The organism is Mycobacterium sp. PTI7, from assembly GCF_056679845.1.
The window spans coordinates 5447365-5472694 of sequence record NZ_CM155252.1 but is presented as its reverse complement, the minus strand read 5'-3'; the positions used below and the strand labels follow the sequence as shown (position 1 = coordinate 5472694).

Here is a 25330-nt window from a genome sequence, read left to right as displayed (position 1 = left end):
GCGGGTCAGGTCTTGGCGGGCTCGCCGCTGGTCGCGATGCTCGTGGCGTGCGCGATCACCTGGCGCAGGATGTTCTGCTGGCGCTCCAGTTCGGCGATTCGGGTGTTGCGCTCGTTCTCCTCGAGCTTGGCCGACGCGAGGGTGGCCTGCAGCGACTCCTGCAGCGAGCGGGTGGTCTGGTTGGCGATCTCGCGGTAGTGGTCGCGCAGCTGGCGCTGGACGCCCTTCAGTCGGTCCCGGGACTCCTTGCTCACGACGAACGACACGTCGTCGACGAAGCGGCGCAGATTCGTCTTGGCCTCGTTGCGCACGCGCAGCATGCGGTTCTCCATGTCCTCCTTGTAGGCCTTGCGGCCCAGCAGCAGACCCGCGCCGAGAGACAGCGGGTTGAACATGCCGAGCCCGGCGAACGAGGTGAGCATGCCGAACATCAGCACGCCGCCGTAGGAGCCGCGCATGCCGGTGACCACCTTGTGGCCGGCCTTGATCGGCTTGGCCTCCAGGCTGGACAGCGACTTGAATTCGCCGAAGCCGGCGCCCATCTCGCGGGCGTCGACGTGCGGCATCTCGACCGCGCCGAGCCCCGCCTCCTCGAACGTGCGCGCCACCTCCTGGGCGAGCGCCTCGGCGCGCTGGTAGGCCCAGACGAAGTTGTCGCCGACGGCCGTGGCGATCGCGTTCTCCAGCTCGCCGCCGATCTCGGCCCAGTGGTGGGTGGGATCGCAGCCGTCGATCTGCTTCTCGGTGTACTGGGTGATCGCGCGGAAGCGGGCGCGCAGGTCGTGGTCGACGTCGGCGGTCAGGTCGGAGATGCCGTCGTTGAGCACCTGCTGCCACAGCGCCGTGTGCGCCAGCGCGTCCTGGGCGTCCTGCTTGCGCCGCTCGAGGTCCTCGGTGAGCCGCTCGCGTTCGCCGGGGTCGTTGATCGACGACAGCTCGGTTTCCACGGCCAGCATCAGATGCTCTGCGGCGGAACGCACCTCGGCGAGCACCTGGTCGCGGATGCGGTCGTTCTCCCGCGTCAGCACCCGCTCGCTGAGGAACTTCACCACGGCGGGGAAGTTGGACTCCTCGTTGAGTTCCTTGTCGTTCAGCTGGATCGCGTGGCTGCGCAGCACCGACGAGACCGGGATGATCGGCGTCGCGACCCCGGCGCGCCGCAGGTGGTTCTCGTTGGCGGCGACGATCTCGCGCCAGTGCGGGTACAGGTCGACCTTGGTCGCGAGAATCGTTGCCAGCGGGCAGATCTCGAGCGCCTGCCGGATGAACGTCATCTCCGGCTCGGTGAACTCCTGGCTGGTGTCACTGATCATCAGCATCGCATCGGCGTCCGGGAGCAGCCCCAGCGTCGCCGACAGGTGCGGTTGGCCGTGACCGCCGACGCCGGGGGTGTCGACGAAGGCGAGACCGTTCTTCAGCAGGGGGCTGGGGGCGGTCACCTCGACGCGCAGCACCTCGCGGCCGCGGGCCTGCGGGGCACGGCGCAGGTCGGTCTGGACCTCCGACGGTGGGATCTCGACGACCTCGGGTTCCTCGCCGTCACCGCGCGACACGATGATGCGGGCGGACGCCTGCTCGCCGTAGGACACCACGGTCGCGAGCGCGGTCGTCTCGTCGTCGCCGACGCGGGCGACCGGAACGTTGAGCAGTGAGTTGAGCAGGTGACTCTTGCCCTGCTTGAGCTGGCCGGCGATGACGACCCGGATCTGGGGGTCGCTGATCCGCTCCTTGGCCTGCTGCAGCCGTGCGACCAGGTCGCCGCGGTCCTTGGCCGTGGCGATCGTGATGCTGTGGTCGATGAGTTCGACGATCACCTTGACCTTGCGGGGGTCGTTCGGTTGCGTCATGACCTCATCCTTCCTGGTCTGTCACGAACGGTGGACGCGCGAACTGGCGGGGACCGGTGTCGGTCCCCGCCAGCTCTGGTGCGCGATCAGAAGGCGTCGAACTCCGTCGCGTTGTGCGAGGCGACGTCCGTGTCGTTGTGCGACGCGATGTCGGTCGAGTTGCCCGAGCCGACGGCGCTGGTGAAGCTGTGGTCGTCCACCGTGGTGTCGGTGTCGGTGTGGGTGGACACCGAGTTGTCGACGTGGGTGTTCGTGTTCACCGAGCTGTCGCTGGAGTTGTCGCTGCCGAGGTCGCCGCCCGCGGTGGTCTGGTTGCCACCGACGCTACTGCTCGTGCTGTGGGTGCTGGTGTCGTTGATGATGATCGACCCGCCACCACCGCCGCCGCCGGCGTTGGCCTCGTTGCCGCCGTTGCCGATCCCGATGCCGAGCAGGCTGCCGCCGCCGCTGGAGCTGGCGCCGCCGCCGTGGCCGCCGGACATGTCGTTGTCCTTGATGACGGTGCCCTCGTTGCCGGTGATGACGTCGCCGCCGGCGTGGGTCGAGCTGTCGCGGACCTCGGTGTCGTTGCCCTCGCCGATCGTGACCGGGGAGTTGTCGTCGGCCGAGATGATGCCGGTGTTGGCGTTGTTGGCGTCGCCGACCACGTTGCCGTCGCCCCGGACGCTGGTGGTGTCGATGTCGCCGGCGGTGCCGGTGTTGACGACGGCGCCGTCGGTGGCGGTGTTCGAGGTCTTGTCGCCGAGGGTGATGTCGCCGAAGCCGAGGTTGAACGCGCCGTTCTGGGCGTTCGCGCCGGCGGCCTGGTCGGGGCTCGCGATGTCGTTGTTGCTCGCGAGGTCCGTGCTGTTGCCGCTCAGCAGGCCGGTCTGCGGGGCGAAGGTGGTCTGCGGCGAGAACGGCGAGGCGATGCTGTGGTAGTCGGCGACCGCGCGCTGCAGGCCGTAGACCGGGTCACCGCCGCCGAGTGCCAGTCCGGCGGGGGCCGCGGTGGCTGCGACGGAGGCGAACTGCGCGGCGCTCACGTTCGGCAGGCCGGCGGCACGCATCGCGCCGTCCGGGTCGGCGATGAAGGACGCCGCGGTGGCCGGGCTGCGGAAGAGGTCGAGGATGTAGTCGATCAGGTTGGTCATCGAAGTGCCTTTCGGTTGGTGTTCTCGGTCTGGCTGTCTGGTCGTCGGCGTGCCGGCGAACTGATGACCAATTTATGGACCGCGGCGGCACCCGGGAACGGGGCCGAAACCCCTGCCTCCACGATGCCATGGTGGGGTGCCCTAGGGGCCTGCGTTAGGGGGTTAGGGGTTTCGCCGGGGGATGTCTCGAGGAGGTCTCTGAACTGGACCGATACGACAACAGCGCGGCCATTTCTGGCCGCGCTGTCGGTCGTTCGGGGGCGGGAATCAGTCGAAGACGTCGAATCCCGGGGTGTCGGCATGGGGGTCCTGCCCGGGCTGGTGCACGTCGTCGAACCCGCCGAGGTCGCTCGCCGGCAACGCGTCGGCGGCGATGCCGTCGTCGATCAGGGGCGCGTCGAACGCCCACGCGTCGTCGTCAACGGTGGCCAGTGCGTGCAGTCCGTCGTCGCCGGTGTCCACCAGCGTGGACACGATGCCGTCCTGACGGCCCACCAGGTCGGTGATCACCGAGTCGCCCATGCCCTGCACCGGCAGATGGTCGTCGAAGGCGTCGAACGCCGCCGTGGCCGCGCCACTGGACCACACGTTGCCGCCGTCGCCGAACACGTCGACCCCCGTGGCGGGCGCGGCCGAGATCGACTCGGTCACCACGGGGATGAGGCCGTTGACGTCGGCACTCGTCACGCCGGTGAGATGTGCGTCCGCGATGGCCTGGGCGGGGTCCGCGGCGTACTGGGCCGCGACGTCGGGATCGCGCACCACCGACATCACGAAGTCGAGCAGCGAGTTCGCCACGGCAGGTGTCTCCTTGTCGATCCATGGGCACGAGGGTTCGACGGAAATGTTATCGCCGCAGGCCGGACCGGTAATCGGTGCCGAACCCACCCCGCCGGGGCCGCCATTAGGGGACGCGGCATTAGGGGGTGCGCGCCGATAGGGGGAATGCCACCCCAGCCCCAACCCGGCGGCTATGGTGAGTGCTGGTCGTCATCGCTTCGAGCGATTCTCCCTCGATTCCGCATAGAGGTCTTCCCAGATGAGCGCACTCGGATTGTCGGTCGGATCCACCAACCTGGTGGCCGCCGTGGTCGGCAGGCCGCCGGTGGTGCGACGGTCGGTTCTGGCCCTGTTCCCCGACCGTGCCCCCGAGGTCGGTGACCAGTTCGGTCCCGAGCAGCCCTCGCTCGTCCTCACCGGCTTCGTCGAGCGCGTCGGCGACCCCGTCCCGATGGTCGCCTCCGACGGATCGTCGCACCGCGGCGAACTCGTCCTCGTCGAGGCGCTCGACGCCCTCGCGCGCCTCGCCGGCGGCGGCGCTCCGGTCACCATCACCGTGCCCGCGCACTGGGGGCCGGGCGTCGTGGGCGCATTGCGAAATGCGTTGCGCAGCAAGCCCGCTCTGTCCCCGAACGGCATCCCGCCCGCCCTCATCCCGGACGCGGGCGCCGCCCTGTCCGCGCTGCGCGTGACGCCGGGACTGCCGGACGACGGCGTGGTGGTGCTCACCGACTTCGGCGGCAGCGGCACCAGCCTGACCCTGGCCGACGCACGCGCGGGCATGACGATCATCGGCGAGACCGTGCGCTACCCCGAGTTCTCCGGCGACCTCGTCGACCAGTCGCTGCTCAACCACGTCATCGCCGGCGTCGCGGACTCGGGGAACTCCGATCCCGCCGGGACCGCCGCCGTGGGCTCGCTGACCCGTCTGCGCGACGAGTGCAGGCAGGCCAAGGAGCGGCTGTCGGCCGAGACCGCCGCGGTGATCCCGGTGGCGCTGCCCGGCTTCGACTCCGACGTCCGCGTGACCCGCCCGGAACTCGAGCGCCTCGTCGACCAGCCGCTGTCCGGACTGCTCACCCTCATCGAGGAGTCGTTGCAGCGGTACCGGATTCCGCTCGCCGCCGTGACCGCAGTCGCGACCATCGGCGGCGGCGCGTCGATCCCCCTCGTCACGCAGCGGCTGTCCGAACGTCTGCGCGCGCCCGTCGTCACGACGCCGCAGCCCGGCGTCGTCAGCGCCGCAGGCGCCGCGGTGGTCGCGTCGGGCGTGTTCACCGACGCGGATCCCGACGCGACCGGTCTCGCGCCCGTCGCGGGCGGCGACGACGCCGCGACGGGACTGGCACCCACCATGGGGTGGGCCGCCGGTGCGGCGGGTGCGGCCGGAGTGCTCGGGGCCGCCGGACTGGCGGGCGCCGCCGGAGCGTCGGCGGCACCGCCCACGCAGGCTGCGCCCAGCGCTGCGGACACCTCGGCCGCCGACTCGCTGGCGTGGTCGCAGGACGAGCCGGGAAGCGGCGAGCCGCTGCCCTACGAGGGCGGCGAGTACGACTACGGCACGCCCACCGACGCACGTCCGGACATGGCCTTCGCCGCCGACCCGACCGAGGACGAGCCCGAGGCCGGACCCCTGCCCTGGTACAAGCGGCCACCGCTGCTGTTCGGTGCGGCCGCCGCGGCCGCGCTGCTCGCCGTGGGCGGGCTCGCCGTCACGCTGACGGGCACCTCGACCGACTCGACGCCGGTCACCGAGAACGTGACGATCACCAGGACCGGCGAGAACGGCCTCGTCACCACCACCGTGGTGCCGTCGTCGGAGGTGTCGAACATCCCGCCCGGCCCGCTGACCACGTCACCGCCCACGTCGTCCTCGGCGGCTCCGTCGTCGAGCACGACCACCACCACGTCGCCGACCACCACGACCACCACCACCACGACGACGACCACCACCACGACCACCACGACGACGACGACAACGCCGCCGACCACCACCACGCAGCCCACGACGACGCAACCGACCACGACGCAACCGCCGACGACCACCCAGCCGCCGCCGACCACGACGCAGGCCGTCATCACCACGACGGTCGCGCCGCCGCCGCCGGACACCCCGGACGCCGGACCCCCGGCGACCGCGACGGCGCCGCCGTCGGTGTCGACGCCCGCTTCGGTTCCCGTCGCCGCGAACGTCCCGGCGCCCGAGGTGATCCCGCAGGTCGAGGTTCCCGTACTCCCCATAGTCCCGTGACCTGGGTCCCGTGACCACCGTGGACGTCGCCGCGATGCTGGCGTCGTCACCCAGCGAGCCCCGGCGCGTCCTGGTGTCGGGCGGGATCGGATCGGGCAAGACCACGCAGCTGACGGCCGTCCGTGACGTGCTGCGCGCAGCGGGGGTGACGGTCCTCGCGCGGCCCCCGCGAGCAGGAGATCCGCCGGATGCCGCGGTGGTCGTCGACGACGCCCACCTGCTGGCCGACGCCGACCTGCGGGGCCTGACCGACCTGGCGATCGACGGCGCCACCACGGTGATCGTCGCCGCCGAACCGTGGACGCATCTCGTCGGGCTGCGCGAGCTGTCCACCGTCATCGCCCGGCAGTCACCCGTCGTGTCACTCGACCCGCTGACCCCGGCCGAGATCGCTCGCGCCGCAACGGAGATCCTCGGCTCGACACCGCCCGCCGAGATGATCCGGTCGGTGGCGACGGCGACCGCCGGCCTGCCGTTCCTGGTGCACGCCGCCGTCCCCGCGGCGGCATCTCCGGACGGCGAGTCGCCCGGTGCCGCGATCTCGTCGGCCACCCGGACCGCGCTCGTCGACCGACTGCGCCGCGTCGATCAGCCGGTGCTCGACGCGCTGATGATCTCGTCGCTCAGCCCGGAGCTGGGGCCAGACGACGTGGCGGGGGCTCTCGCGCTCGCCGACGACCGCGCCGGCGACCTCGTCGATCGTGCCCGGGCGACGGGGTTGATCGCGCCGTCGCTCAGCCCGACCTTCCTGCGCACGCTGCATCGCTGTCTCGCCCAGATCAACGGCGCCACACGCCATCACGACCTCGAGGTGCGGCTGCTGCGGGCGCAACTCGACACCGCGACGTTGACGACGGATCTCGCGTTGCGGCTCGCCGAGCACGGGCTGCGCGACCCGCTGCTCGCCGAGGCGCTGACGGACCTCGCCGAGCGGCACCGTGACCACCCGGCGCGGGCGGTCCGGCTGTACCGGGCCGCGACCGAGGTGGGGGCCGCCACGCGCACCGCGCGGCTCGCCGACGCACTGGCCGCCACCGGCGACTGCGCGACCGCCGGTCGGCTGGCCGACGACCTGCTCGCCTCCGACGATCCGGACGAGCGGGCCGCGGCCGTGCGCATCGCGGGCAGTGTCGCGGCCCACGACGGCGCGACCGCGCAGGCCGCCGAGTTGTTCCGTTGGCTGGGAACGCATCCCGACGCCGCAGTCGCCGCCGCCGGGGTGGTCGTGACGGTCGGCACCGGTGACGCGGCGGCCGCCCGAACCCTGGCCGCGGCCGAGGCCGCCGGCCCGCCGACGTCGGTGGCCCGAGCCGCTCGCGGCCTGTCCGAGGGGCTGCTCGCGACGCTGGACCAGCCGTTCGCCGCCGTGATCGCCACGATGTCGCAGTCGGTGTCCGACGGCCGCGGATGGTCCGGCGTCGCACCCGACACCGCCGCCGCCCTCGTCGCGCTCACCGCCATGCACGGCGGTGACCCGGGCCGGGCCCGCAGCGTCCTCACCCGTGCACTCGCCGCCCCAGGGGAGGATGCCGCCTTCACCGCGCACCGCCACCGGCTGCTGCTCGGGTGGCTCAGGATGCAGGACGGACAGCTCAGCACCGCGAGCGCCGACGTCGCCGCCGTCACCGGATCCACCACCGCGCTGCACCGCCGCGACGAACTGTGGGCGGCCGCGCTGCAGACCGCCATCGCCCGCCGCAACGGCGACAGCGGAGCCGTGCAGAAGCACTGGTACGCCGCGATGGAGGTGCTCGACGAGTTCTCCGTCGACCTGTACTCCCTGCTGCCGATCGGCGAACTCTGGGTGGCCGCCGCGCGCATCCAGCAGGTGGAGCGGCTGAATCCGGTGCTGCAGCGCGCCTTCGACGTGCTCGGCGCGCTCGGTGATCCGCCGCTGTGGTCGGTCCCGCTGCGGTGGGCCGGCGTGCACGCGGGCATCCTCGCCAACGCGCCGGACGCCGTCGCACCCCACGGTGCGGCGCTGACCGCCGCCGCGGGCGGCAGCCCGGTCGCGCGCGCGATGGCCGTCGCGGGCCGCACCTGGCTGCGGGTGCTGGCCAACCACGTCGACGTCGACGAGGTGACGGCGGCCGCCCGCGGACTCACCCGGTTCGGACTCGGCTGGGACGCGACGCGGCTCGCCAGCCAGGCCGCGCTGCAGACGCCCGACGGACGGATCTCGGCGGCGATGCTGCAATTGGCCCGCGACCTCAAGGTGTCGGCAACCGTGCAGGACGCCGCCGACCGCCCGGCCGCGGCGACACCGACCGCCGCGCCCGCACCCAGCGGCGGTGCGTCGTCGTCGATGCCGAACTGGTCGCGGCTGTCCGACCGCGAGCGCGAGGTCGCCGAACTCGTCCTGCAGGGGATGCCGTACCGCGACATCGGTAGCCAGTTGCTGATCTCGGCGAAGACCGTCGAACACCACGTCGCGCGGATCCGGCGGCGGCTCGGCGCGGAGTCGCGGTCGGAGCTGATGTCGATGCTGCGCGCCATCCTCGGCACCCCGGACTGACCGCGGGCCGGAGCGGGTGTGATGCTGCCCACTTCCGCTGGTGGCGGGCCCCCACCGCACTCCCAGGTTCGGGTTCGATTCAGTGACCCCGGGGCCACCACCTCGATAACCAAGTTCACCAGCGGATACCGGGTCGCGCACCCGCCGCCGAGCAACCATCGCGACGCGGACCTGCCGACCGGCTAGTTAGGCCAACCTTCATAGCGTCGTTTATGCACTGGATGCAACTATGAGCAGGCATCTAGCATTAAGTTACCGGCCAGTATTCAGTCCGGCGGTGGCTTGGATCTCGGGAGGCACCTGGTGGACGAGCACACCCTGGTTTTGATCACGATGGGTATCGGCGTGTTGGCGACCATCGTCGTCGGCCTGCTTGCCGTCAAACGCGTCCTGTGGCTGACGAAACTCATCCGCAGCGGCCAGCCCACCCTCGACGAGGGCGGCCGCAAGAACGACCTCAAGGACCGCATCACCACACAGTTCAAGGAGGTCTTCGCCCAGACCCGCCTGCTGCGCTGGTCGATCCCCGGCATCGCCCACTTCTTCACCATGTGGGGCTTCTTCGTCCTCGGCAGCGTGTACCTAGAAGCGTTCGGCGTGCTGTTCAACCCGAGCTTCGCCATCCCGATCGTCGGGCACTGGAACGTGCTGGGCTTCCTGCAGGACTTCTTCGCGCTCGCCGTGCTGTTCGGCATCATCGCCTTCGCGATCATCCGCCTGCGCTCCGAACCCAAGGAGTACGGCCGCGATTCGCGGTTCTACGGCTCCCACACCGGTGGCGCCTGGCTGATCCTCTTCATGATCTTCAACGTCATCTGGACGTACGCCCTCTTCCGCGGCGCCGCCGTGGCCACCGAGAACCTGCCCTACGGCTGGGGCGCCTTCTTCTCGCACGGCATGGGCGCGATCCTGTCGCCGCTCGGCGAGACGCCCAACCTCATCATCGAGCGCGTCGCGCTGCTGCTGCACATCGGCGTCATGCTGGTCTTCCTGCTGATCGTGCTGCACTCCAAGCACCTGCACATCGGCCTGGCCCCGATCAACGTCACGTTCAAGCGCCTGCCCGACGGCATGGGCCCGCTGCTGCCGATGGAGTCGAACGGCAAGTACATCGACTTCGAGGATCCCGACGAGGATGCGGTGTTCGGTCGCGGAAAGATCGAGGACTTCACCTGGAAGGGCTACCTCGACATGACCACGTGTACCGAGTGTGGTCGCTGCCAGTCGCAGTGTCCCGCCTGGAACACCGGAAAGCCGTTGTCGCCCAAGCTCGTCATCATGAACCTGCGCGACCACCTGTTCGCGAAGGCGCCGTACATCCTCGGCGACAAGGAGTCCCCGCTCGAGAACACGCCCGAGGGCGGTCTCGGCGAGAACCTCAAGGGCGAGAAGAAGCACGACGAGCACGCCCACGTGCCCGAGTCCGGCTTCGAGCGCGTCCTCGGCTCCGGCCCCGACCAGGCCACCCGTCCGCTCGTCGGCACCCTCGAGGAGGGTGGCGTCATCGACCCCGACGTGCTGTGGTCGTGCACCACCTGCGGCGCCTGCGTCGAGCAGTGCCCCGTCGACATCGAGCACATCGACCACATCGTCGACATGCGCCGCTACCAGGTCATGGTCGCCTCGGAGTTCCCCGCCGAACTCAGCGGCCTGTTCAAGAACCTCGAGACCAAGGGCAACCCGTGGGGCCAGAGCGCCCGCGACCGCACCGCCTGGATCAACGAGGTCGACTTCGACGTGCCGGTGTACGGCGAGGACGTCGACTCGTTCGACGGCTTCGAGTACCTCTTCTACGTCGGCTGCGCCGGCGCCTTCGAGGACCGCGCCAAGAAGACCACCAAGGCCGTCGCCGAGTTGCTCGCCGCCGCCGACGTGAAGTTCCTGGTGCTGGGCTCCGCGGAGAGCTGCAACGGCGACTCCGCCCGCCGGTCGGGCAACGAGTTCCTGTTCCAGCAGCTCGCGCAGCAGAACAAGGCGACCATCGACGAGCTGTTCGAGGGCGTCGAGACCGTCGACCGCAAGATCGTCGTGACCTGCCCGCACTGCTTCAACACCATCGGCCGCGAGTACCAGCAGCTCGGCAGCAACTACACCGTGCTGCACCACACGCAGCTGCTCAACCGGCTGGTGCGCGACAAGAAGCTGGTGCCCGTCAGCCCGGTCAGCCAGGACGTCACCTACCACGACCCCTGCTACCTGGGCCGCCACAACAAGGAGTACGAGGCTCCGCGTGAGCTGATCGGCGCCTCGGGTGCCAAGCTCACCGAGATGCCCCGCCACGCCGACCGCGGCCTCTGCTGCGGCGCGGGTGGAGCGCGGATGTGGATGGAAGAGCACATCGGCAAGCGCGTCAACCACGAACGCGTGGAGGAGGCGCTCAACACCGACGCCACCAAGATCGCCACGGGCTGCCCCTTCTGCCGCGTGATGATGACCGACGGCGTGGGCGACCGCGCGGAGGCCATCGGCAAGAAGGAGGTCGAGGTCCTCGACGTCGCCCAGCTGCTGCTGGGTGCGCTCGACAAGGACGCGATCTCGCTGCCCGAGAAGGGCGCCGGGGCCAAGTGGTACGCCGAGCGTGCCGACGAGCGGGCCGCCAAGGCCGCCGCGTCCGCGCCCGCCGAGATCAAGGCCTCCGAGATCGAGGACGAGCCCGAAGACGTTCCTGCCGCCGAGGCGACGCCGCTGTCGGAGTCCGAGGTCGGGACGTCGGCCGATACGGTCGCCGCCGCACCCGCCAAGGGTGGACTCGGGCTGGCCGGTGGCATCAAGAAGCCGGGCGCCAAGGCTGGGGCCGCCGCTCCCGCTCCCGCCGAGACGGCCGCACCCGCCAAGGGCGGACTCGGACTGGCCGGTGGCATCAAGAAGCCGGGCGCCAAGGCTGGGGCTTCCGCTCCGGCCGCGGCTCCCGCGGACGCTCCTGCCGAGACCGCGGCACCCGCCAAGGGTGGACTCGGCCTGGCGGGTGGCATCAAGAAGCCCGGCGCCAAGAAGGCCGCGGCACCCGCTGCTGCGCCGTCATCATCCGTTGACGCCCCCGCGGACGCACCGGCCGAGGCCGCACCGTCCGCACCCGCGGTCCCGCCGGCCAAGGGCGGACTCGGATTGGCGGGCGGCATCAAGAAGCCGGGCGCGAAGAAGGCCGCGGCTCCCGCTGCGTCCGCTCCGGCCCCGGCCGCTCCCGCCGAAGCGACCGCGCCTGCGGAGGCGACTCCCGCCGCCGCCGAACCCGAGGAGGCTGCGACACCCAAGCCCGCCGCCGCCAAGGGCGGACTGGGCCTGGCCGGCGGCATCAAGAAGCCCGGCGCCAAGAAGCCGGCCGCACCCGCTGCCGCCCCGACGCCCGAGCCCACACCCGAGCCCGAGACCGCTGCGACCCCCGAGCCCGAGCAGGCACCGGAACCCGCGCAGCCGCAGGTCGAGGTCAAGGGCCTCGGGCTGGCTCCGGGCATCCGCAAGCCAGGGAAGAAGTAGCCGCAGCGGGCTAAATGAGTGGACGCCGATGAGACGATCGAGAACGTGAGTACACAACAGCTTCCGTGGCAGACGGGCCAGCCACGGCAGCGCACGTTCACGCAGTCGTCCAAGTTGCAGGATGTCTTGTACGAGATCCGTGGTCCGGTGCACGACCACGCCGCCCGGCTCGAGGCCGAGGGGCACCGGATCCTCAAGCTGAACATCGGCAACCCGGCGCCGTTCGGCTTCGAGGCGCCCGACGTGATCATGCGCGACATGATCCAGGCGCTGCCGAACGCGCAGGGGTACTCGGACTCCAAGGGCATCCAGGCGGCCCGTCGTGCGGTGTTCACGCGCTACGAGCTGGTCGACGGCTTCCCGCGGTTCGACGTCGACGACGTGTTCCTCGGGAACGGCGTCTCCGAGCTGATCACGATGACGCTGCAGGCGCTGTTGGACAACGGCGATCAGGTCCTCATCCCGGCTCCCGACTACCCGCTGTGGACGGCGTCGACGTCGCTCGCCGGCGGCACCCCGGTGCACTACATGTGCGACGAGACGCAGGGGTGGCAGCCCGACATCGCCGACCTCGAGTCGAAGATCACCGAGCGCACCAAGGCGCTGGTGGTCATCAACCCGAACAACCCCACCGGCGCGGTGTACGGCCGCGAGATCCTCGAGCAGATGGTGGCGCTCGCTCGCAAGCATCAGCTGCTGCTGCTCGCCGACGAGATCTACGACAAGATCCTCTACGACGACGCCAAGCACATCAGCCTCGCGACGCTCGCACCCGACCTGCTGACGCTGACCTTCAACGGGTTGTCGAAGGCCTACCGCGTCGCGGGCTACCGGTCGGGCTGGCTGGTCATCACCGGCCCCAAGGAGCACGCGTCGAGCTTCCTCGAGGGCATCAGCCTGCTCGCCAACATGCGACTGTGCCCGAACGTGCCTGCGCAGCACGCCATTCAGGTGGCCCTCGGCGGCCATCAGAGCATCGACGACCTGGTGCTGCCCGGCGGGCGGCTGCTCGAGCAGCGTGACGTCGCGTGGAACAAGCTCAACGAGATTCCCGGGGTGTCGTGCGTGAAGCCGCAGGGCGCCCTCTACGCGTTCCCGCGGCTGGACCCCGAGGTGCACGAGATCCACGACGACGAGCAACTCGTCCTGGACCTCCTGCTGCAGGAGAAGATCCTGGTCACCCAGGGCACTGGCTTCAATTGGGCTGCGCCCGACCACCTCCGCATCGTGACGCTGCCGTGGGCCCGCGACCTGGCCAACGCCATCGACCGGCTCGGCAACTTCCTGGCGTCCTACCGCCAGTAGGGGTCAGGCCGCCAGCGGGTCCAGCAATCCGAGCGCCGACAGTGTCGACGCGTGCTCACCCGTGACCTCGCTGATCCGGCGCGCGAAATTGCCCCACCGCTCCTGATGTCCGAACCTGTTCTGCAGCACTCGGACGTAACCGGTCAGCGTGTCGACATCGGCGACCGCGGCGAGGTAGCAGCACGTCTGCTCATAGTGGTGAAGGTAGTTGTGCGTCACCGCATATCGCACGAGCGATGAGGTGCATTCGTACTGCTCGAGGACGACCAGCACGTCCTCGAGGGCGTCGCACAGTGCGGCGGCGAAACCGATCAGGTCGGTATTCCGATCGAAGCGAACCTCGTAGGGGAGGTCGGGCACGATCGACTCCCAGCGACGGTCCAGGAGTGGCACCGGGCGTGGGCCCTTCCACGCTGCGTCGACCTCCTTCGAGCCGACCCCGACGTTGATGAAGGAACCGTGCGATCGAGTGACGCCGTTGTGCCAGTTCTCCTGAAACCCCACGACGTCGTACATCTCGCCTCGCTCGCGCCGGAACTCGAGTCCGTCCCTGGTGAAACCCAGCCTTCGCAGGAACGGCTCGACACCCTCGGTCAGCACGAAGTCGAACTCCCTCTGCAGCGGCGACGGCTTGTCCTCGTTCCGGGTAGAACCCATCGTCTTGCTCCTTCACTCGTACGGAATCGTTGACCAAAGGCTAGGTCGGACAGTCGAGTTGGATCAGATCCATCCACAGTCGCGTTTTCATCCACAGGCTCCACGTTTTCGATGGCTGTCGAACACATGTTCGACTAAAGTTGGGGCATGACCGCAGCCCGCCCCTTCCTCTTCGCCGACGCGGCGCGGGACCGGGTACGCGCGGACCTCGACATCATCGACGCCGCCCTCGACCGACTCCGCGACACCTCAACCGACATGGTGGGCAACGCCTTCCGCGTCGAGATGGCCGAACGCGTCGAACACCAACACCGCACCACCCGCGCCCTGACCTATCGCATCTTCGCCGAGATGGCCGACCCACCCGACGGCGACGACCACCTCCCCGGCGGACCAGGAGTCCGCCTCCGCGACGCCCTCGCCACCCGACTGCGCCTCGTCCCGCGAGAGATCACCCGCCGCTTCACCCTCGCCGCCCGCATCAATCCCAGCCGAACGATCACCGGCGCCACCATCGCCCCCGAACTCCCCGCCCTCGCCGACGCCGTCGCCTCCGGCGCCCTCGGCGAGGACCACATCACCGCCGTCTGCAAGGCCCTCGACAAACTCCCCCCGATCGCCCCCGACGAGAAGGCCACCATCGAAGCCACCCTCGTCGACCACGCCCGCACCCAGGACGCCGACTTCGTCGCCGCCGTCGGCACCCGCATCGCCGACACCATCAATCCCGACGGCACTTTTGACGACGCCCACCGCGCCCGACAGCGCGGCTTGACCATCCACGCACAAGGCCCCGACGGCATGAGCAGATGCAGCGGCAACCTCGACCCCGAAACACGCGCACTGCTGGAAACCCTCGACGCCGCAGTACGACCCGGCCACCACCTCCCCGGCACCGGCACCGACGTCGTCGACGCCGCGACCGACACCCGCACCGCCCCCCAACGCATGCACGACGCCCTGAAACTAGGCATGCGCGCCGGCATCGCATCCGGAACGCTCGGCACCCACCGCGGCATACCCGTCACCGTCATCGCCACCACCACCGCCGCCGACCTCGACCAAGCCGCCCGCGCCATGACCGACCCCGACGTCCCCATGCCCCGCCCCGCCCGCACCGGCGGCGGATCCTCCCTGCCCATGCGCGACCTCATCCGCATGGCCGCCCACGCCATCCACTACCTCGCCGTGTTCGACGACCACTCCGACCGGCCGATCTACCTCGCCCGCAGCAAGCGCATCGCCACCACCGACCAACGCATCGTCTGCCACGCCCGCGACCAGGGCTGCACCCGACCCGGCTGCACCCGCCCCGGATACCAGTGCGAGGTCCACCACGCCCCCGACTGGAACCACGGCGGCACCACCGACGCCGACAGCCTCTACTTCGCCTGCGGCACCGACCACACCCTCGTCACCCGCGGCCACGCCACCACCACCGTCACCGACGACGGCCGCCTCGCCTGGTCCGTCGGCGGCGCCCCACCAAGGGTCAACCCCCTCCACCGCGACGCCGACCTCCACCGACGGCCCGACGACCGGTAACGACCCAAGGCCTCGGCCCCGCGTAGCCCGCGGGGCCTGCAGCCCGTTGGCGACCACCTCTACCCTGTCCGGGTGGCCCACTCGCATTCACATTCGCACTCGCTGAGTGGCCCGGCACCCCTGGGCCCGATGGCCGCCAAGATCGTCGTCGGCCTGCTCATCGTCATCGGGCTGGCCTCGATCGTGGGGGCCGCGATGCTGTGGCCGAGCCAGCAGAAGGTCGACATCCCGCTGCCCTTCCAGAACGCGGCCGGCGGCGCCGTGACCACCGAGGCGGGTCGCGTGCTGTCCACCGGCGTCGCCGACTGCGGCAGCCCGTCGGCGGGTGCGGTGCTGACCAGCGCCCCCACGATGGCGCCGTCGGGTGGCGGCGAGTGCATCCAGTCGCTCATCACGATCGACTCGGGCCCCAACACCGGCGCGAAGACGCTGCTCGAGTTCAGCGGCGGCCCCGGCCAGCCGCAACTCGCCGCGGACGACGACGTGCGGCTCAGCAGGCAGGTCGACCAGAACGGCCTCACCACCTACGCCTTCTACGACTTCGAACGGTCCTGGGCGCTGGTGGCACTGGCGGCCGTCTTCGCGATCGTCGTCGTCGCGGTGGCCCGGTGGCGCGGGCTGCGCGCGATGATCGGCATCGTCGTCGCCTTCCTGGTGCTGGTGGTCTTCCTGCTGCCCGCGCTACGCGACGGCGCACCCACCATCCCGGTGTCCCTCGTCGCGTCGTCGGCGATCCTGTACGCGGTCATCTACCTGGCGCACGGCGTCAGCCTCCGCACCAGCGCCGCGCTGCTGGGCACGTTGGCGTCGCTGCTGCTGGCCGCGGGGTTGTCCTGGGGTGCAATCGAACTCGCGCACCTCACCGGCCTGTCCGAGGACCAGAACAACGAGGTGGCCGCCTACCTCGGCAACGTGTCGATCACCGGGCTGCTGCTGGCCGGGTTCATCATCGGCTCGCTCGGCGTGCTCAACGACGTCACGGTGACCCAGGCGTCGACGGCCTTCGAGCTGGCCGAGCACGGCGTGTCGCGCACCGCGGTGTTCGTCGGCGCGATGCGCGTCGGCCGCGACCACATCGCCAGCACCGTCTACACGCTGGTGCTGGCCTACGCGGGCAGCGCGCTGCCACTGCTCCTGCTGTTCAGCGTGGCGAACCGGTCGCTGGGCGACGTGCTCACCAGCGAGAGCGTCGCCATCGAGATCGCCCGCTCCGCGGTCGGCGGCATCGCGCTCGCGCTGTCGGTGCCCCTCACCACCGGCATCGCCGCGATCCTGGCGACGCCGCAGGCGGTCAGCGGCCCAGCAGCCCCAGCAGATACGCCCCGTAGCCCGACTTGACCAGGCGGCCGGCCCGCTCGGCCAACTGGTCGTCGTCGATGAACCCGACGCGCCAGGCGATCTCCTCCGGCACGCCGATCTTGAGGCCCTGCCTGCGCTCGATGGTCCGCACGTAGTCGCTGGCGTCGAGCAGCGAGTCGAACGTCCCCGTGTCCAGCCACGCGGTGCCGCGCGCCAGCACCTCCACCGTGAGCCGGCCCTGCTCCAGATAGCGCTGATTCACCTCGGTGATCTCGTACTCGCCACGCGCCGAGGGTTCCAGCGCCTTGGCGATCTCGATGACGTCGTTGTCGTAGAAGTACAGCCCAGGCACCGCGTAGTTCGACTTGGGTGCCGCCGGCTTCTCCTCCAGCGACAACGCGACGCCGTCCGCGTCGAAGTCCACGACGCCGTACGCGGACGGGTTCGCCACCCAGTACGCGAAGATGGCGCCGCCCTTGACCTCGTGGAACCGGCTCAGGCTGGTGCCCAGGCCGGGGCCGTAGAAGATGTTGTCGCCCAGCACCAGCGCCACCGAGTCGTTCCCGATGTGGTCGGCGCCGATCACGAACGCCTGTGCCAGCCCGTTCGGCTGGTCCTGGATCGCGTAGCTGATGTCGACGCCGAACTCGCTGCCGTCGCCGAGCACGCGGTGGAACCCCGGCGCATCGGCCGCGGTGGTGATGATCTGGATGTCCCGGATGCCCGCCATCATCAGCGTGGACAGCGGGTAGTAGATCATCGGTTTGTCGTAGACGGGCACCAGCTGCTTGCTGACGCCCATCGTGATCGGATACAGCCGTGTTCCCGAGCCCCCGGCCAGGATGATTCCCCTCATGGGGAGAAGCCTAGAACGGAGTGCGGGTCAACCACTGGTCCCATACCGCCGAATCCCCGAACACCTCGATGCCGGCCTCGACGGTGCTGCGCCGACGCGTGATGGCCAGCATCAGGTCGACGGCCCGGCCGCGGACGGCCACCTCGCCCTTCGTGTGGTCGTGGGACCAGGTCACGCCGTCCTCGTCGTGCACGATGGTCCACTCCCCCGTCGGACCGAGGTCGTCGTCGGTGGCGTGCAGGTGCAGCGTCAGCCCGCGCTGCAGCGGCGGCGCGTGGCGGTCCACCTGGGTGGTGGCCAGATCGATCCACTCGGTGACCGCGTCGGCGGCCAGTTCGGGTGACAGCTCGAAGTCCCGGCCGAGCGCCAGATCGGCGTCGGCGCGGTGCACGGTCACCTCGTGCAACCGCCTCCGGACCCACCAGCCCGCCGGCTTGGCGCCGTGGAACGTCCACACCCGGGCATCACTACCGACGCGGTCGATCGCGTCGATGATCTGCTGGGCGCCCGCGTTGAGCCAGGCGATCGCCTCGTCGGGATCCGCGGGCGGCTTCCCCTCGCGGACCTCGCGCGGGTCGAGCGCCTCGAGCCGGCGCTCCCCGACGATCTGGGCGGTCCACCGCTCACCCCGTCCCACGTGCTTGAGCAGCTGGAGCAGGCTCCACCCGGGACACGTGGGGATCTGGACCTGGTCCCACGTCGTCGGGTCGACCGTGCGGACGACGTCGCCGAAGGCTCGGGTCTCGTCGATCAGGGCTGCTCGAAAATCCACCCTAGGAACGTACCGCCGGACGGGTCTGGCCAAGGGTGATCGGCAAGGTCGCCCAGCCGCGGAGCACGCGGGTGTCGCGACGGCTGCCGCCACCGGTCAGCGTCGCATGCGGATGCCGCTCGAAGAACGTGCGCAGACCGACCTCGCCCTCGGCGCGGGCCAGCGCGGCACCCAGGCAGAAGTGCCTGCCACCGGAGAACGACAGGTGCCGTCCCGCGTTCTCGCGGGTGATGTCGAAGCGGTGCGGGTCGGCGAACACCTCCGGATCGCGGTTGGCGCCCGCCAGGTAGAGGATGACCAGCTCGCCGGCCTTGACCGTCTGCCCGTCCAGCTCCGTGTCGACGCGGGCGATGCGCGCCGACAGCTGTACCGGCGACTCGAGCCGCAGGATCTCCTCGACGGCGCCCGGCCAGAGGTCGGGCTCGTCGAGCAGCATCGCGAGCTGGTCGGGATGCTCGAGCAGGATGCGAATGCCGTTGCCCAGCAGGTTCACCGTCGTCTCGAATCCGGCGGCGAGCACCAGACCGGCCGTGGCGAGCAGCTCCTCGTCGTTGAGGCGGGTGCCCTCGTCGCTGGCCTCGATGAGCTGGCTCATCAGGTCGTCGCCGGGCGACGTGCGGAGGTGCCGGATGTGGTCGGTCAGCCAGGAATTGAAGCCGTCGAGGCCCTTCTCCACGCGCAGGTACTGCGGCCACGCCAGGCCGATGTCGAGGCTCGGCGCGGCGAGTTCGCCGAACTCGAGGATCTTCGGACGGTCCCGGTCGGGCACGCCGATGATGTCGCCGATCACCGTGACCGGCAGCTGCGAGCAGTAGTGCTCGACGATGTCGACGGTCTCGCCGGAGTGGGCGTCGAGGTCGTCGATCAGCGCCGTCGCCGCCAGCTGCACTCGATCTCGAAGCGCGGCAACGGCTCTGGTGGTGAACACGGACGACACGGTCTTGCGGTAGCGGGTGTGCTCGGGCGGCTCGACCGACAGCAGCGACGGCGGCAGCAGCGGGTGCAGCCGTCCTTTGACGCCCGTGCGCTGCTCCAGCCAGCCCAGCGGGCCGGGCAGGTTCCTGCCGATCGCCGTCACCGAGAAGTCGTCGGACCGCAGCAGCTGATGGGCGATCGCGTGGTCGGAGGTCAACCAGGCCGCGCGGCCGCGGACCAGCCTGCCGCGTTCCCGCAGCTCGTCGGCGAACGCGCCGGGATCGGCCCGTACCGCGGGATCGGCGATCAGCCGGCCCTGCGGTTCGCCGTGCCGCGCGCCGTAGGACGCCAGGCCGCGGATCACACCGTGCAGGGCGAACCAGTGCACGCGCTGTCGCAAGGTCATGACTCGAGCTTAAGCACGGGCCGCAGGTCGTCCAAGCGATCGAACAGCTGCCACACGTACGACGAGGTGCCGTTCTCGCGGTGGGCGTGCAGATCGGCCAGATCGGGGTCGTCGCAGTAGCCGTCGAAGGCCGCCCGGTCCGGCCACTCGACCAGGATCAGCACCTGCCTCGGGGCGACCTCGCCGGCCACGGTGTCGGCGAACTTGCCCAGCGCCACCACCCGGCCGCCGTAGCGGGCCACCTCCGCGACCGAGCGCTTCGAGTAGGCCAGGTATTCGTCGCGGTCGGCGACGTCGAACAGGTTCAGTGCGTAGACCGTCACCCGGCCCACGTTACGACGCGGCGGACTCCGGGATCCGCCGGCCGAGCGCGTGCACCCGCCAGCCCGCGGCCTGCCACCTGTCGACGTCGAGGCAGTTGCGGCCGTCGACGATCACCTTCGCTCGCACCGTCGCGGCCAGCTCGTGTGGATCGAGGTCGACGAACTCCTGCCACTCGGTGAGCACCAGCACCGCGTCGGCGCGGTCGCACGCCTCGACGACGGAGGTGGAGTAGTTCAGCGTCGGGAACATCCGCTGCGAGTTCTCCATGGCCTTGGGGTCGTACACGTTGACACCCGCGCCGTTGAGCTGCAGCAGACCGGCCACGTTCAGCGCAGGCGAGTCGCGGACGTCGTCAGACTCCGGCTTGAACGCCGCCCCCAGGACCGCGACGTTGGCGCCGAGCAGCGAGCCGCCGCAGGCCTGGGTGGCCAGCTCGACCATGCGGACGCGCCGGCGCATGTTGATGCTGTCGACCTCGCGCAGGAACGTCAGGGCGTGGTTGGCGCCCAGTTCGCCGGCGCGGGCCATGAAGGCGCGGATGTCCTTCGGTAGGCAGCCGCCGCCGAATCCGAGGCCCGCGTTGAGAAATCGCCGCCCGATGCGCGGGTCGTACCCCAGCGCGTCGGCGAGCAGGGTCACGTCGGCGTCGGCGGCCTCGCACACCTCGGAGATCGCGTTGATGAACGAGATCTTGGTGGCCAGGAACGCATTCGCCGACACCTTGACCAGTTCGGCGGTCTGCAGGTCGGTCACCAGGAACGGCACCTCGTCGGCGAGCAGCGGCGCGTACATCTCGCGGATCGCCGCCTCGGCGCGCACCGAGTCGCGCTGGACGCCCAGCACGATGCGGTCGGGGTGCAGGGTGTCGTGCACGGCGAAGCCCTCGCGGAGGAACTCGGGATTCCAGGCGATCTCGACGTCGACGCCGTCGGGGGCGATCGCCCGCGCCCGGGCCACCAGATCGGCCGCGGTGCCCACCGGCACCGTCGACTTCCCCACGACCACCGCGGAGCGACGCAACCGCGGCACCAGGTCGTCGATCACCGCGTTCACATGGCAGAGGTCGGCGCCGTACTCGCCCTTCTTCTGCGGCGTACCGACGCCGAGGAAGTGCACGTCGGCGAAGTCGACCGCTTCCTCGTAGTCGGTGGTGAAGCGCAACCGTCCCGCTTCGAGATTGTCGCGCAGCACCTTCCGCAGACCCGGCTCGTAGAACGGGATGTCACCCGACGAGAGCTTCGCGATCTTGCCCGGGTCGACGTCGACGCCGATCACCTCGTGGCCGAGTTCGGCCATGCCGGCCGCGTGGGTCGCGCCGAGGTATCCCGTACCGAACACTGTGCATCGCATACCGCTTGGTTACCGGTTTGCGATGAGCTAACCACTACGCGACACCGAGCAGCAGGCCAACGTTGGGTGACGAGCGGTCGACGACGTCTCGACCAGCGATTTCTACGAGCAGAAGATCAGGAAGCAGTTCGAGCCCGGTGCCGCGGGAGCACCGCCACCGGGTCCACCCTGCCCACCACCGGAGCCGCCACGGCCGCCGGAGTCACCGCGGCCACCCGACCCGGAGTTGCCCGAACCGGAGTTGCCCTGCGACGGCCACGGGAACTGCTGCTGCGGTTCCTGCTGCTGGGGCTTCTGCGGCTGCCATGGCGGCTGCCACGGGGACTGCGGCTCCTGCTGCTGCGGGGGCTGCCACGGCGGACGCTGCTGCGGCCAGTCGTCATCGTCGCGCGACGGACGCTGCGGCCACTGCTGCTGCCACGGGGGTTGCCACTGCGGCTGCCGCTGGACGGGCGGCTGCCACATCGGCGGCTGCCAGACGGGCGGCAGGACCACGGGCGGGACCACCGGCGCGACGACGGGCGGCGCCGGAGCGGGTGCCTGGGGGACCACCGGCGCCGGTGCGGCGGGCGGAGGTGCGGGCGCCGCCTGCGGCGGTTCGACGTACACCGTGCGCGGCGGCGCGGCGGGCGCCTCCTGTACGACGGGGATCGGCGCCTTGATGGTCTCGGGCGGCGGCGCGGGGGCCGCGGGCGGCGCGGCCTCCTGAACCGGCGGTGCGGCGGGCAGCGCGACGCTCGGCGCGATCGCGGCCTGGCCCGGATCGGGACGCGTGTCGGCGGTGGGCCGGATGCTGACGGCCAGCGAGATGACCAGGGCCACCACGCCCAGCACGAAGACCGACGTCAGCGCACTTCCGACGAGCAGGAACGGCTTGCGTCCCTCCTCCGCGGGACGGTCGTCGAACGCGTCGTCGTCGTCGAAGGGGTCGACGTCGGAGTACGCCTCGTAGGCGGCGGCGGGCGCCACGGCCGGGGCGACCGCGCCGATGGGCCGCATCTGCGTCGCGGCGCCGGCCAGGTTGACGCTGCCCGCCGTCGCGCCGTCGGGATCGAGCGAGTAGGCCAGGCCGGCGGTGGTGGCGTCGTAGACCGGCGCGTTGGCCGCGGCCAGCGCCGCACCGCGGGCGAGCGCGAGACCCGACTCGTCGGGCGCGTTGACCGGGATCGTGACGAGGTCGGCGAGGTGCGCCTTCACCGCGGCGATGTCGACGCCGGCACCGACGACGAACATGCCCTGCGGCGGCGCGTTCTGCGCCTCGACGGCGGCGACCATGTCGGCCAGCACGGCGAGGGCGTCGGTGCTGTGCAGGCTGCGGCTCAGGACCTTGACGATCGAACCGTCGTCGCTGCGCACCACGGACAGGGTGGCGGTGTCGCGGTCGATGAAGAGCAGGCCGGTGCTGTCGTAGCCGACCGCGCCGCCCGCGGCCTGGGCGAGCGCACCTGCGGCGTGCAGTTCGGACACCAGCATGACGTCGGTGACGCCGCGGGCGGCGAGGCCGTCGCGCAGCGCCGCGGCCTCGGTGCGGTCGTTCCAGGTGACGCCGATGGCCTTGAGGACGTGGCCGCCCTCGGTGGCGCTCTCCTGGGTCCCCAGCACCGCGGACACCAGCTGATCCGTCGCGGTCGAGGTTGCTGAACCGTCACCGCCGGCCACCTCGAAGGTGTCGTGGTCGACGATCGCGCCGTCGCCCTTCTCACCTTCGACCAGCACCATGCGGACCGTCTTAGGTGTCAGGGACACACCCAGTACGATATCCACGAACCCCTCCAAAAAGTTTGCTATGTTGCCAAGCCGCCGCTACTGACAGATACAACACACGTCGTCGACTCGATGTTTCATCGCCATCACCAGCGCCGTCGTTACATGACGCACGGTTAGCTGACCGCATCCGCGGACACGTGCCGACGGCTCCCGATCGACCCTACTCGGGCCGCCGCCGCGGTGCCGGGGTCAGTTCTCGTCGGCGCGCTCGGTGCGGGGCGGGCGGGGCGCGCCCAGATCGCCGAACGGTCCGGGCCTGCGCGACGCGGTGTGTCCGTGCACGCCCTCGGCGTACGCGGTCTCCGCGTGCTGGGTGAAGTCGACGCCCGTCGTCTCGTCCTCCGCGCTGACGCGGAAGCCGATCACCCGGTCGATGACCTTGCCGATGACGTACGAGACGCCGAACGCGTAGAGCGCGACGACCACGACGCCGAGCGCCTGCTTGCCGAGCTGGCCGAACCCGCCGCCGTACAGCAGGCCCTCGGGACCGCCCGTCATCACCTCGGTGGCGAGGAAGCCGATGAGCAGCACGCCCACCACGCCGCCGACGAAGTGGACGCCGACCACGTCGAGCGAGTCGTCGTAGCCGAACCGGAACTTCAGGCCGATCGCGAACGAGCAGACCACGCCCGCGAGGAGGCCGACGACGACGGCGCCGAGCGTGTTGACCGTCCCGCACGACGGGGTGATCGCGACGAGTCCCGCGACCACGCCGGAGGCGGCGCCGAACGTGGTGGGCCGGCCGTCGCGGACCTGCTCGACGGTGAGCCAGCCGAGCATGCCGAGGCAGCCGGCGACGAGCGTGTTGAGGAAGATCGCGGCGGCGGTGCCGTTGGCGGCGAGCGCCGAGCCGGCGTTGAACCCGAACCAGCCGAACCACAGCAGGCCCACGCCGAGCAGGACGAAGGGCAGGTTGTGCGGGCGCATCGCATCGGTCTTGAAGCCGATGCGCGGCCCGAGGACCAGTGCCAGCGCCAATGCGGATGCGCCCGAGACGATCTCGACGACCAGACCGCCCGCGTAGTCCAGCGCGCCGAGCCGGAACAGCCAGCCACCCGGCGCCCACACCCAGTGCGCGACCACCGCGTAGACGGCGACGGTCCACACCGGCACGAACACCACCCATGCGGCGAACTTCGCGCGATCGGCGATGGCACCGCTGATCAGGGCGGCGGTGATGATCGCGAACGTCAGCTGGAACGTCGCGAACAACAGCTCGGGCACCGATCCGTGCAGGGTGTCAGGAGTGATGCCGGCGAGCCCGACGTGCTCGAGCGTGCCGATCAGTCCGGTCGCGCCGTCCCCGGTGAAGGCCAGCGTGTAGCCGAACAGCAGCCACGCCACGGTGACGAGCGGGATCGAGATGAAGCTCATCATGATCATGTTGAGCACGCCGGTGGTGCGGACCATGCCGCCGTAGAAGATCGCCAGGCCGGGCGTCATCAGCAGGACCATCGCGGTGGCGGCCAGCAACCAAGCGGTGGCGGCGGGGTCGAGTTCTTGCATCCGGCGATTCTCACACGGCGGCGGGGTCGCGCCGACCGCCGAGCGGTGTCAGGACTTGACGAAGTTCAGATACGACTTCGACGGCGTCGGTCCCCGCTGGCCCTGATACTTCGAGCCGGCGGCGGAGCTGCCGTAGGGGTGCTCGGCCGGGCTGCTGAGCCGCAGCAGGCACAGCTGACCGATCTTCATGCCCGGCCACAGCGTGATCGGCAGGTTCGCGACGTTCGACAGCTCGAGGGTGATGTGCCCGCTGAAGCCGGGATCGATGAACCCCGCGGTCGAGTGCGTCAGCAGCCCGAGGCGGCCCAGCGACGACTTGCCCTCCAGCCGTCCGGCGAGGTCGTCGGGCAGCGAACACCGCTCGAGGGTCGACCCCAGCACGAACTCGCCCGGGTGCAGGACGAACGGCTCGTCCTCCTTGGGTTCGACCAGCGTGGTCAGGTCGTCCTGGCGCAGCGACGGGTCGATGTGGGTGTACCGGGTGTTGTTGAAGACCCGGAAGAGGTTGTCGAGCCGGACGTCGACGCTGGACGGCTGGACCATGCCGTCGTCGAACGGGTCCAGCCCCAGACGCCCGGCGGTGATCTCGGCGCGGATGTCGCGGTCTGAGAGCAGCACGCGGTGAGCC

The 25330-nt window shown here is 70.5% G+C and carries 18 protein-coding genes; 6 read left to right on the top strand and 12 right to left on the bottom strand.

The annotated features are described in order from the left end of the window. Nucleotides 1-5: 5 nt before the first annotated feature. The 3 genes from iniA to AC1MEY_RS26245 form a co-directional block, all read right to left on the bottom strand. Nucleotides 6-1847, bottom strand: coding sequence for an isoniazid-induced dynamin-like GTPase IniA (gene iniA / locus AC1MEY_RS26255; RefSeq protein WP_480228267.1), 1842 nt, complete (start codon nt 1845-1847; stop codon nt 6-8). Between the two features lie 86 nt (nt 1848-1933). After that, nucleotides 1934-2980 (bottom strand): IniB N-terminal domain-containing protein, encoded by a 1047-nt coding sequence (locus AC1MEY_RS26250; protein ID WP_480228266.1) that lies wholly within the window; start codon nt 2978-2980, stop codon nt 1934-1936. A 267-nt stretch (nt 2981-3247) separates the two neighbouring features. Beyond that, a complete protein-coding gene (locus AC1MEY_RS26245) occupies nt 3248-3778 on the bottom strand; it encodes an Rv0340 family IniB-related protein (RefSeq protein ID WP_480228265.1) in 531 nt (176 codons plus the stop codon). 241 nt (nt 3779-4019) lie between these two features. On the opposite strand from AC1MEY_RS26245, the gene AC1MEY_RS26240 reads away from it, so the two are divergent. From AC1MEY_RS26240 to AC1MEY_RS26225, 4 genes are all read left to right on the top strand, one after another. Continuing rightward, the gene (locus AC1MEY_RS26240) at nt 4020-6011 is read left to right on the top strand and encodes an Hsp70 family protein (RefSeq protein WP_480228264.1); all 1992 of its coding nucleotides are present in this window, start codon (nt 4020-4022) and stop codon (nt 6009-6011) included. 34 nt (nt 6012-6045) lie between these two features. Next, complete coding sequence (gene iniR / locus AC1MEY_RS26235; RefSeq protein WP_480231679.1) at nt 6046-8526, top strand: isoniazid response ATPase/transcriptional regulator IniR; 2481 nt, start codon at nt 6046-6048, stop codon at nt 8524-8526. Between the two features lie 333 nt (nt 8527-8859). Next, on the top strand, nt 8860-12000 hold the full coding sequence (locus AC1MEY_RS26230; RefSeq protein WP_480231678.1) for a heterodisulfide reductase-related iron-sulfur binding cluster: 3141 nt from the start codon (nt 8860-8862) through the stop codon (nt 11998-12000). Nucleotides 12001-12018: 18 nt separating this feature from the next. Continuing rightward, a complete protein-coding gene (locus AC1MEY_RS26225) occupies nt 12019-13305 on the top strand; it encodes a pyridoxal phosphate-dependent aminotransferase (protein WP_480228263.1) in 1287 nt (428 codons plus the stop codon). Between the two features lie 3 nt (nt 13306-13308). Here the strand turns inward: AC1MEY_RS26225 and AC1MEY_RS26220 are convergent, their stop codons facing one another. Further along, entirely contained in the window at nt 13309-13962 is a 654-nt protein-coding gene (locus AC1MEY_RS26220; protein ID WP_480228262.1) for a DUF4304 domain-containing protein, read from the bottom strand. Nucleotides 13963-14109: 147 nt separating this feature from the next. Here AC1MEY_RS26220 and AC1MEY_RS26215 point away from each other — a divergent pair, with 147 nt between their 5' ends. Continuing rightward, nucleotides 14110-15507, top strand: a complete 1398-nt coding sequence (locus AC1MEY_RS26215) for an HNH endonuclease signature motif containing protein (protein ID WP_480228261.1) — start codon at nt 14110-14112, stop codon at nt 15505-15507. Between the two features lie 72 nt (nt 15508-15579). Next, a complete protein-coding gene (locus AC1MEY_RS26210) occupies nt 15580-16845 on the top strand; it encodes a YibE/F family protein (RefSeq protein ID WP_480228260.1) in 1266 nt (421 codons plus the stop codon). Here AC1MEY_RS26210 and rfbA read toward each other — a convergent pair. From rfbA to dcd, 8 genes are all read right to left on the bottom strand, one after another. Further along, nucleotides 16799-17662, bottom strand: a complete 864-nt coding sequence (rfbA, locus tag AC1MEY_RS26205; protein WP_480228259.1) for a glucose-1-phosphate thymidylyltransferase RfbA — start codon at nt 17660-17662, stop codon at nt 16799-16801. The two genes, AC1MEY_RS26210 and rfbA, sit on opposite strands and share 47 nt — an antisense overlap. Before the next feature lie 10 nt (nt 17663-17672). Continuing rightward, on the bottom strand, nt 17673-18434 hold the full coding sequence (locus AC1MEY_RS26200) for a maleylpyruvate isomerase family mycothiol-dependent enzyme (protein ID WP_480228258.1): 762 nt from the start codon (nt 18432-18434) through the stop codon (nt 17673-17675). A 1-nt stretch (nt 18435) separates the two neighbouring features. After that, a complete protein-coding gene (locus AC1MEY_RS26195) occupies nt 18436-19755 on the bottom strand; it encodes a cytochrome P450 (protein WP_480228257.1) in 1320 nt (439 codons plus the stop codon). Beyond that, the gene (locus tag AC1MEY_RS26190) at nt 19752-20078 is read right to left on the bottom strand and encodes a DUF1330 domain-containing protein (RefSeq protein WP_480228256.1); all 327 of its coding nucleotides are present in this window, start codon (nt 20076-20078) and stop codon (nt 19752-19754) included. Before AC1MEY_RS26190 ends, AC1MEY_RS26195 begins: the two co-directional genes overlap by 4 nt. A gap of 10 nt (nt 20079-20088) precedes the next feature. Further along, nucleotides 20089-21429: a UDP-glucose dehydrogenase family protein gene (locus AC1MEY_RS26185; protein ID WP_480228255.1), complete on the bottom strand. Its 1341-nt coding sequence runs from the start codon at nt 21427-21429 to the stop codon at nt 20089-20091. A gap of 102 nt (nt 21430-21531) precedes the next feature. Further along, entirely contained in the window at nt 21532-23193 is a 1662-nt protein-coding gene (locus AC1MEY_RS26180; protein WP_480228254.1) for a DUF7159 family protein, read from the bottom strand. 192 nt (nt 23194-23385) lie between these two features. After that, nucleotides 23386-24702, bottom strand: coding sequence for an ammonium transporter (locus tag AC1MEY_RS26175; RefSeq protein WP_480228253.1), 1317 nt, complete (start codon nt 24700-24702; stop codon nt 23386-23388). A 48-nt stretch (nt 24703-24750) separates the two neighbouring features. Beyond that, nucleotides 24751-25320 (bottom strand): dCTP deaminase, encoded by a 570-nt coding sequence (gene dcd, locus AC1MEY_RS26170; protein ID WP_480228252.1) that lies wholly within the window; start codon nt 25318-25320, stop codon nt 24751-24753. Nucleotides 25321-25330: the final 10 nt, after the last annotated feature.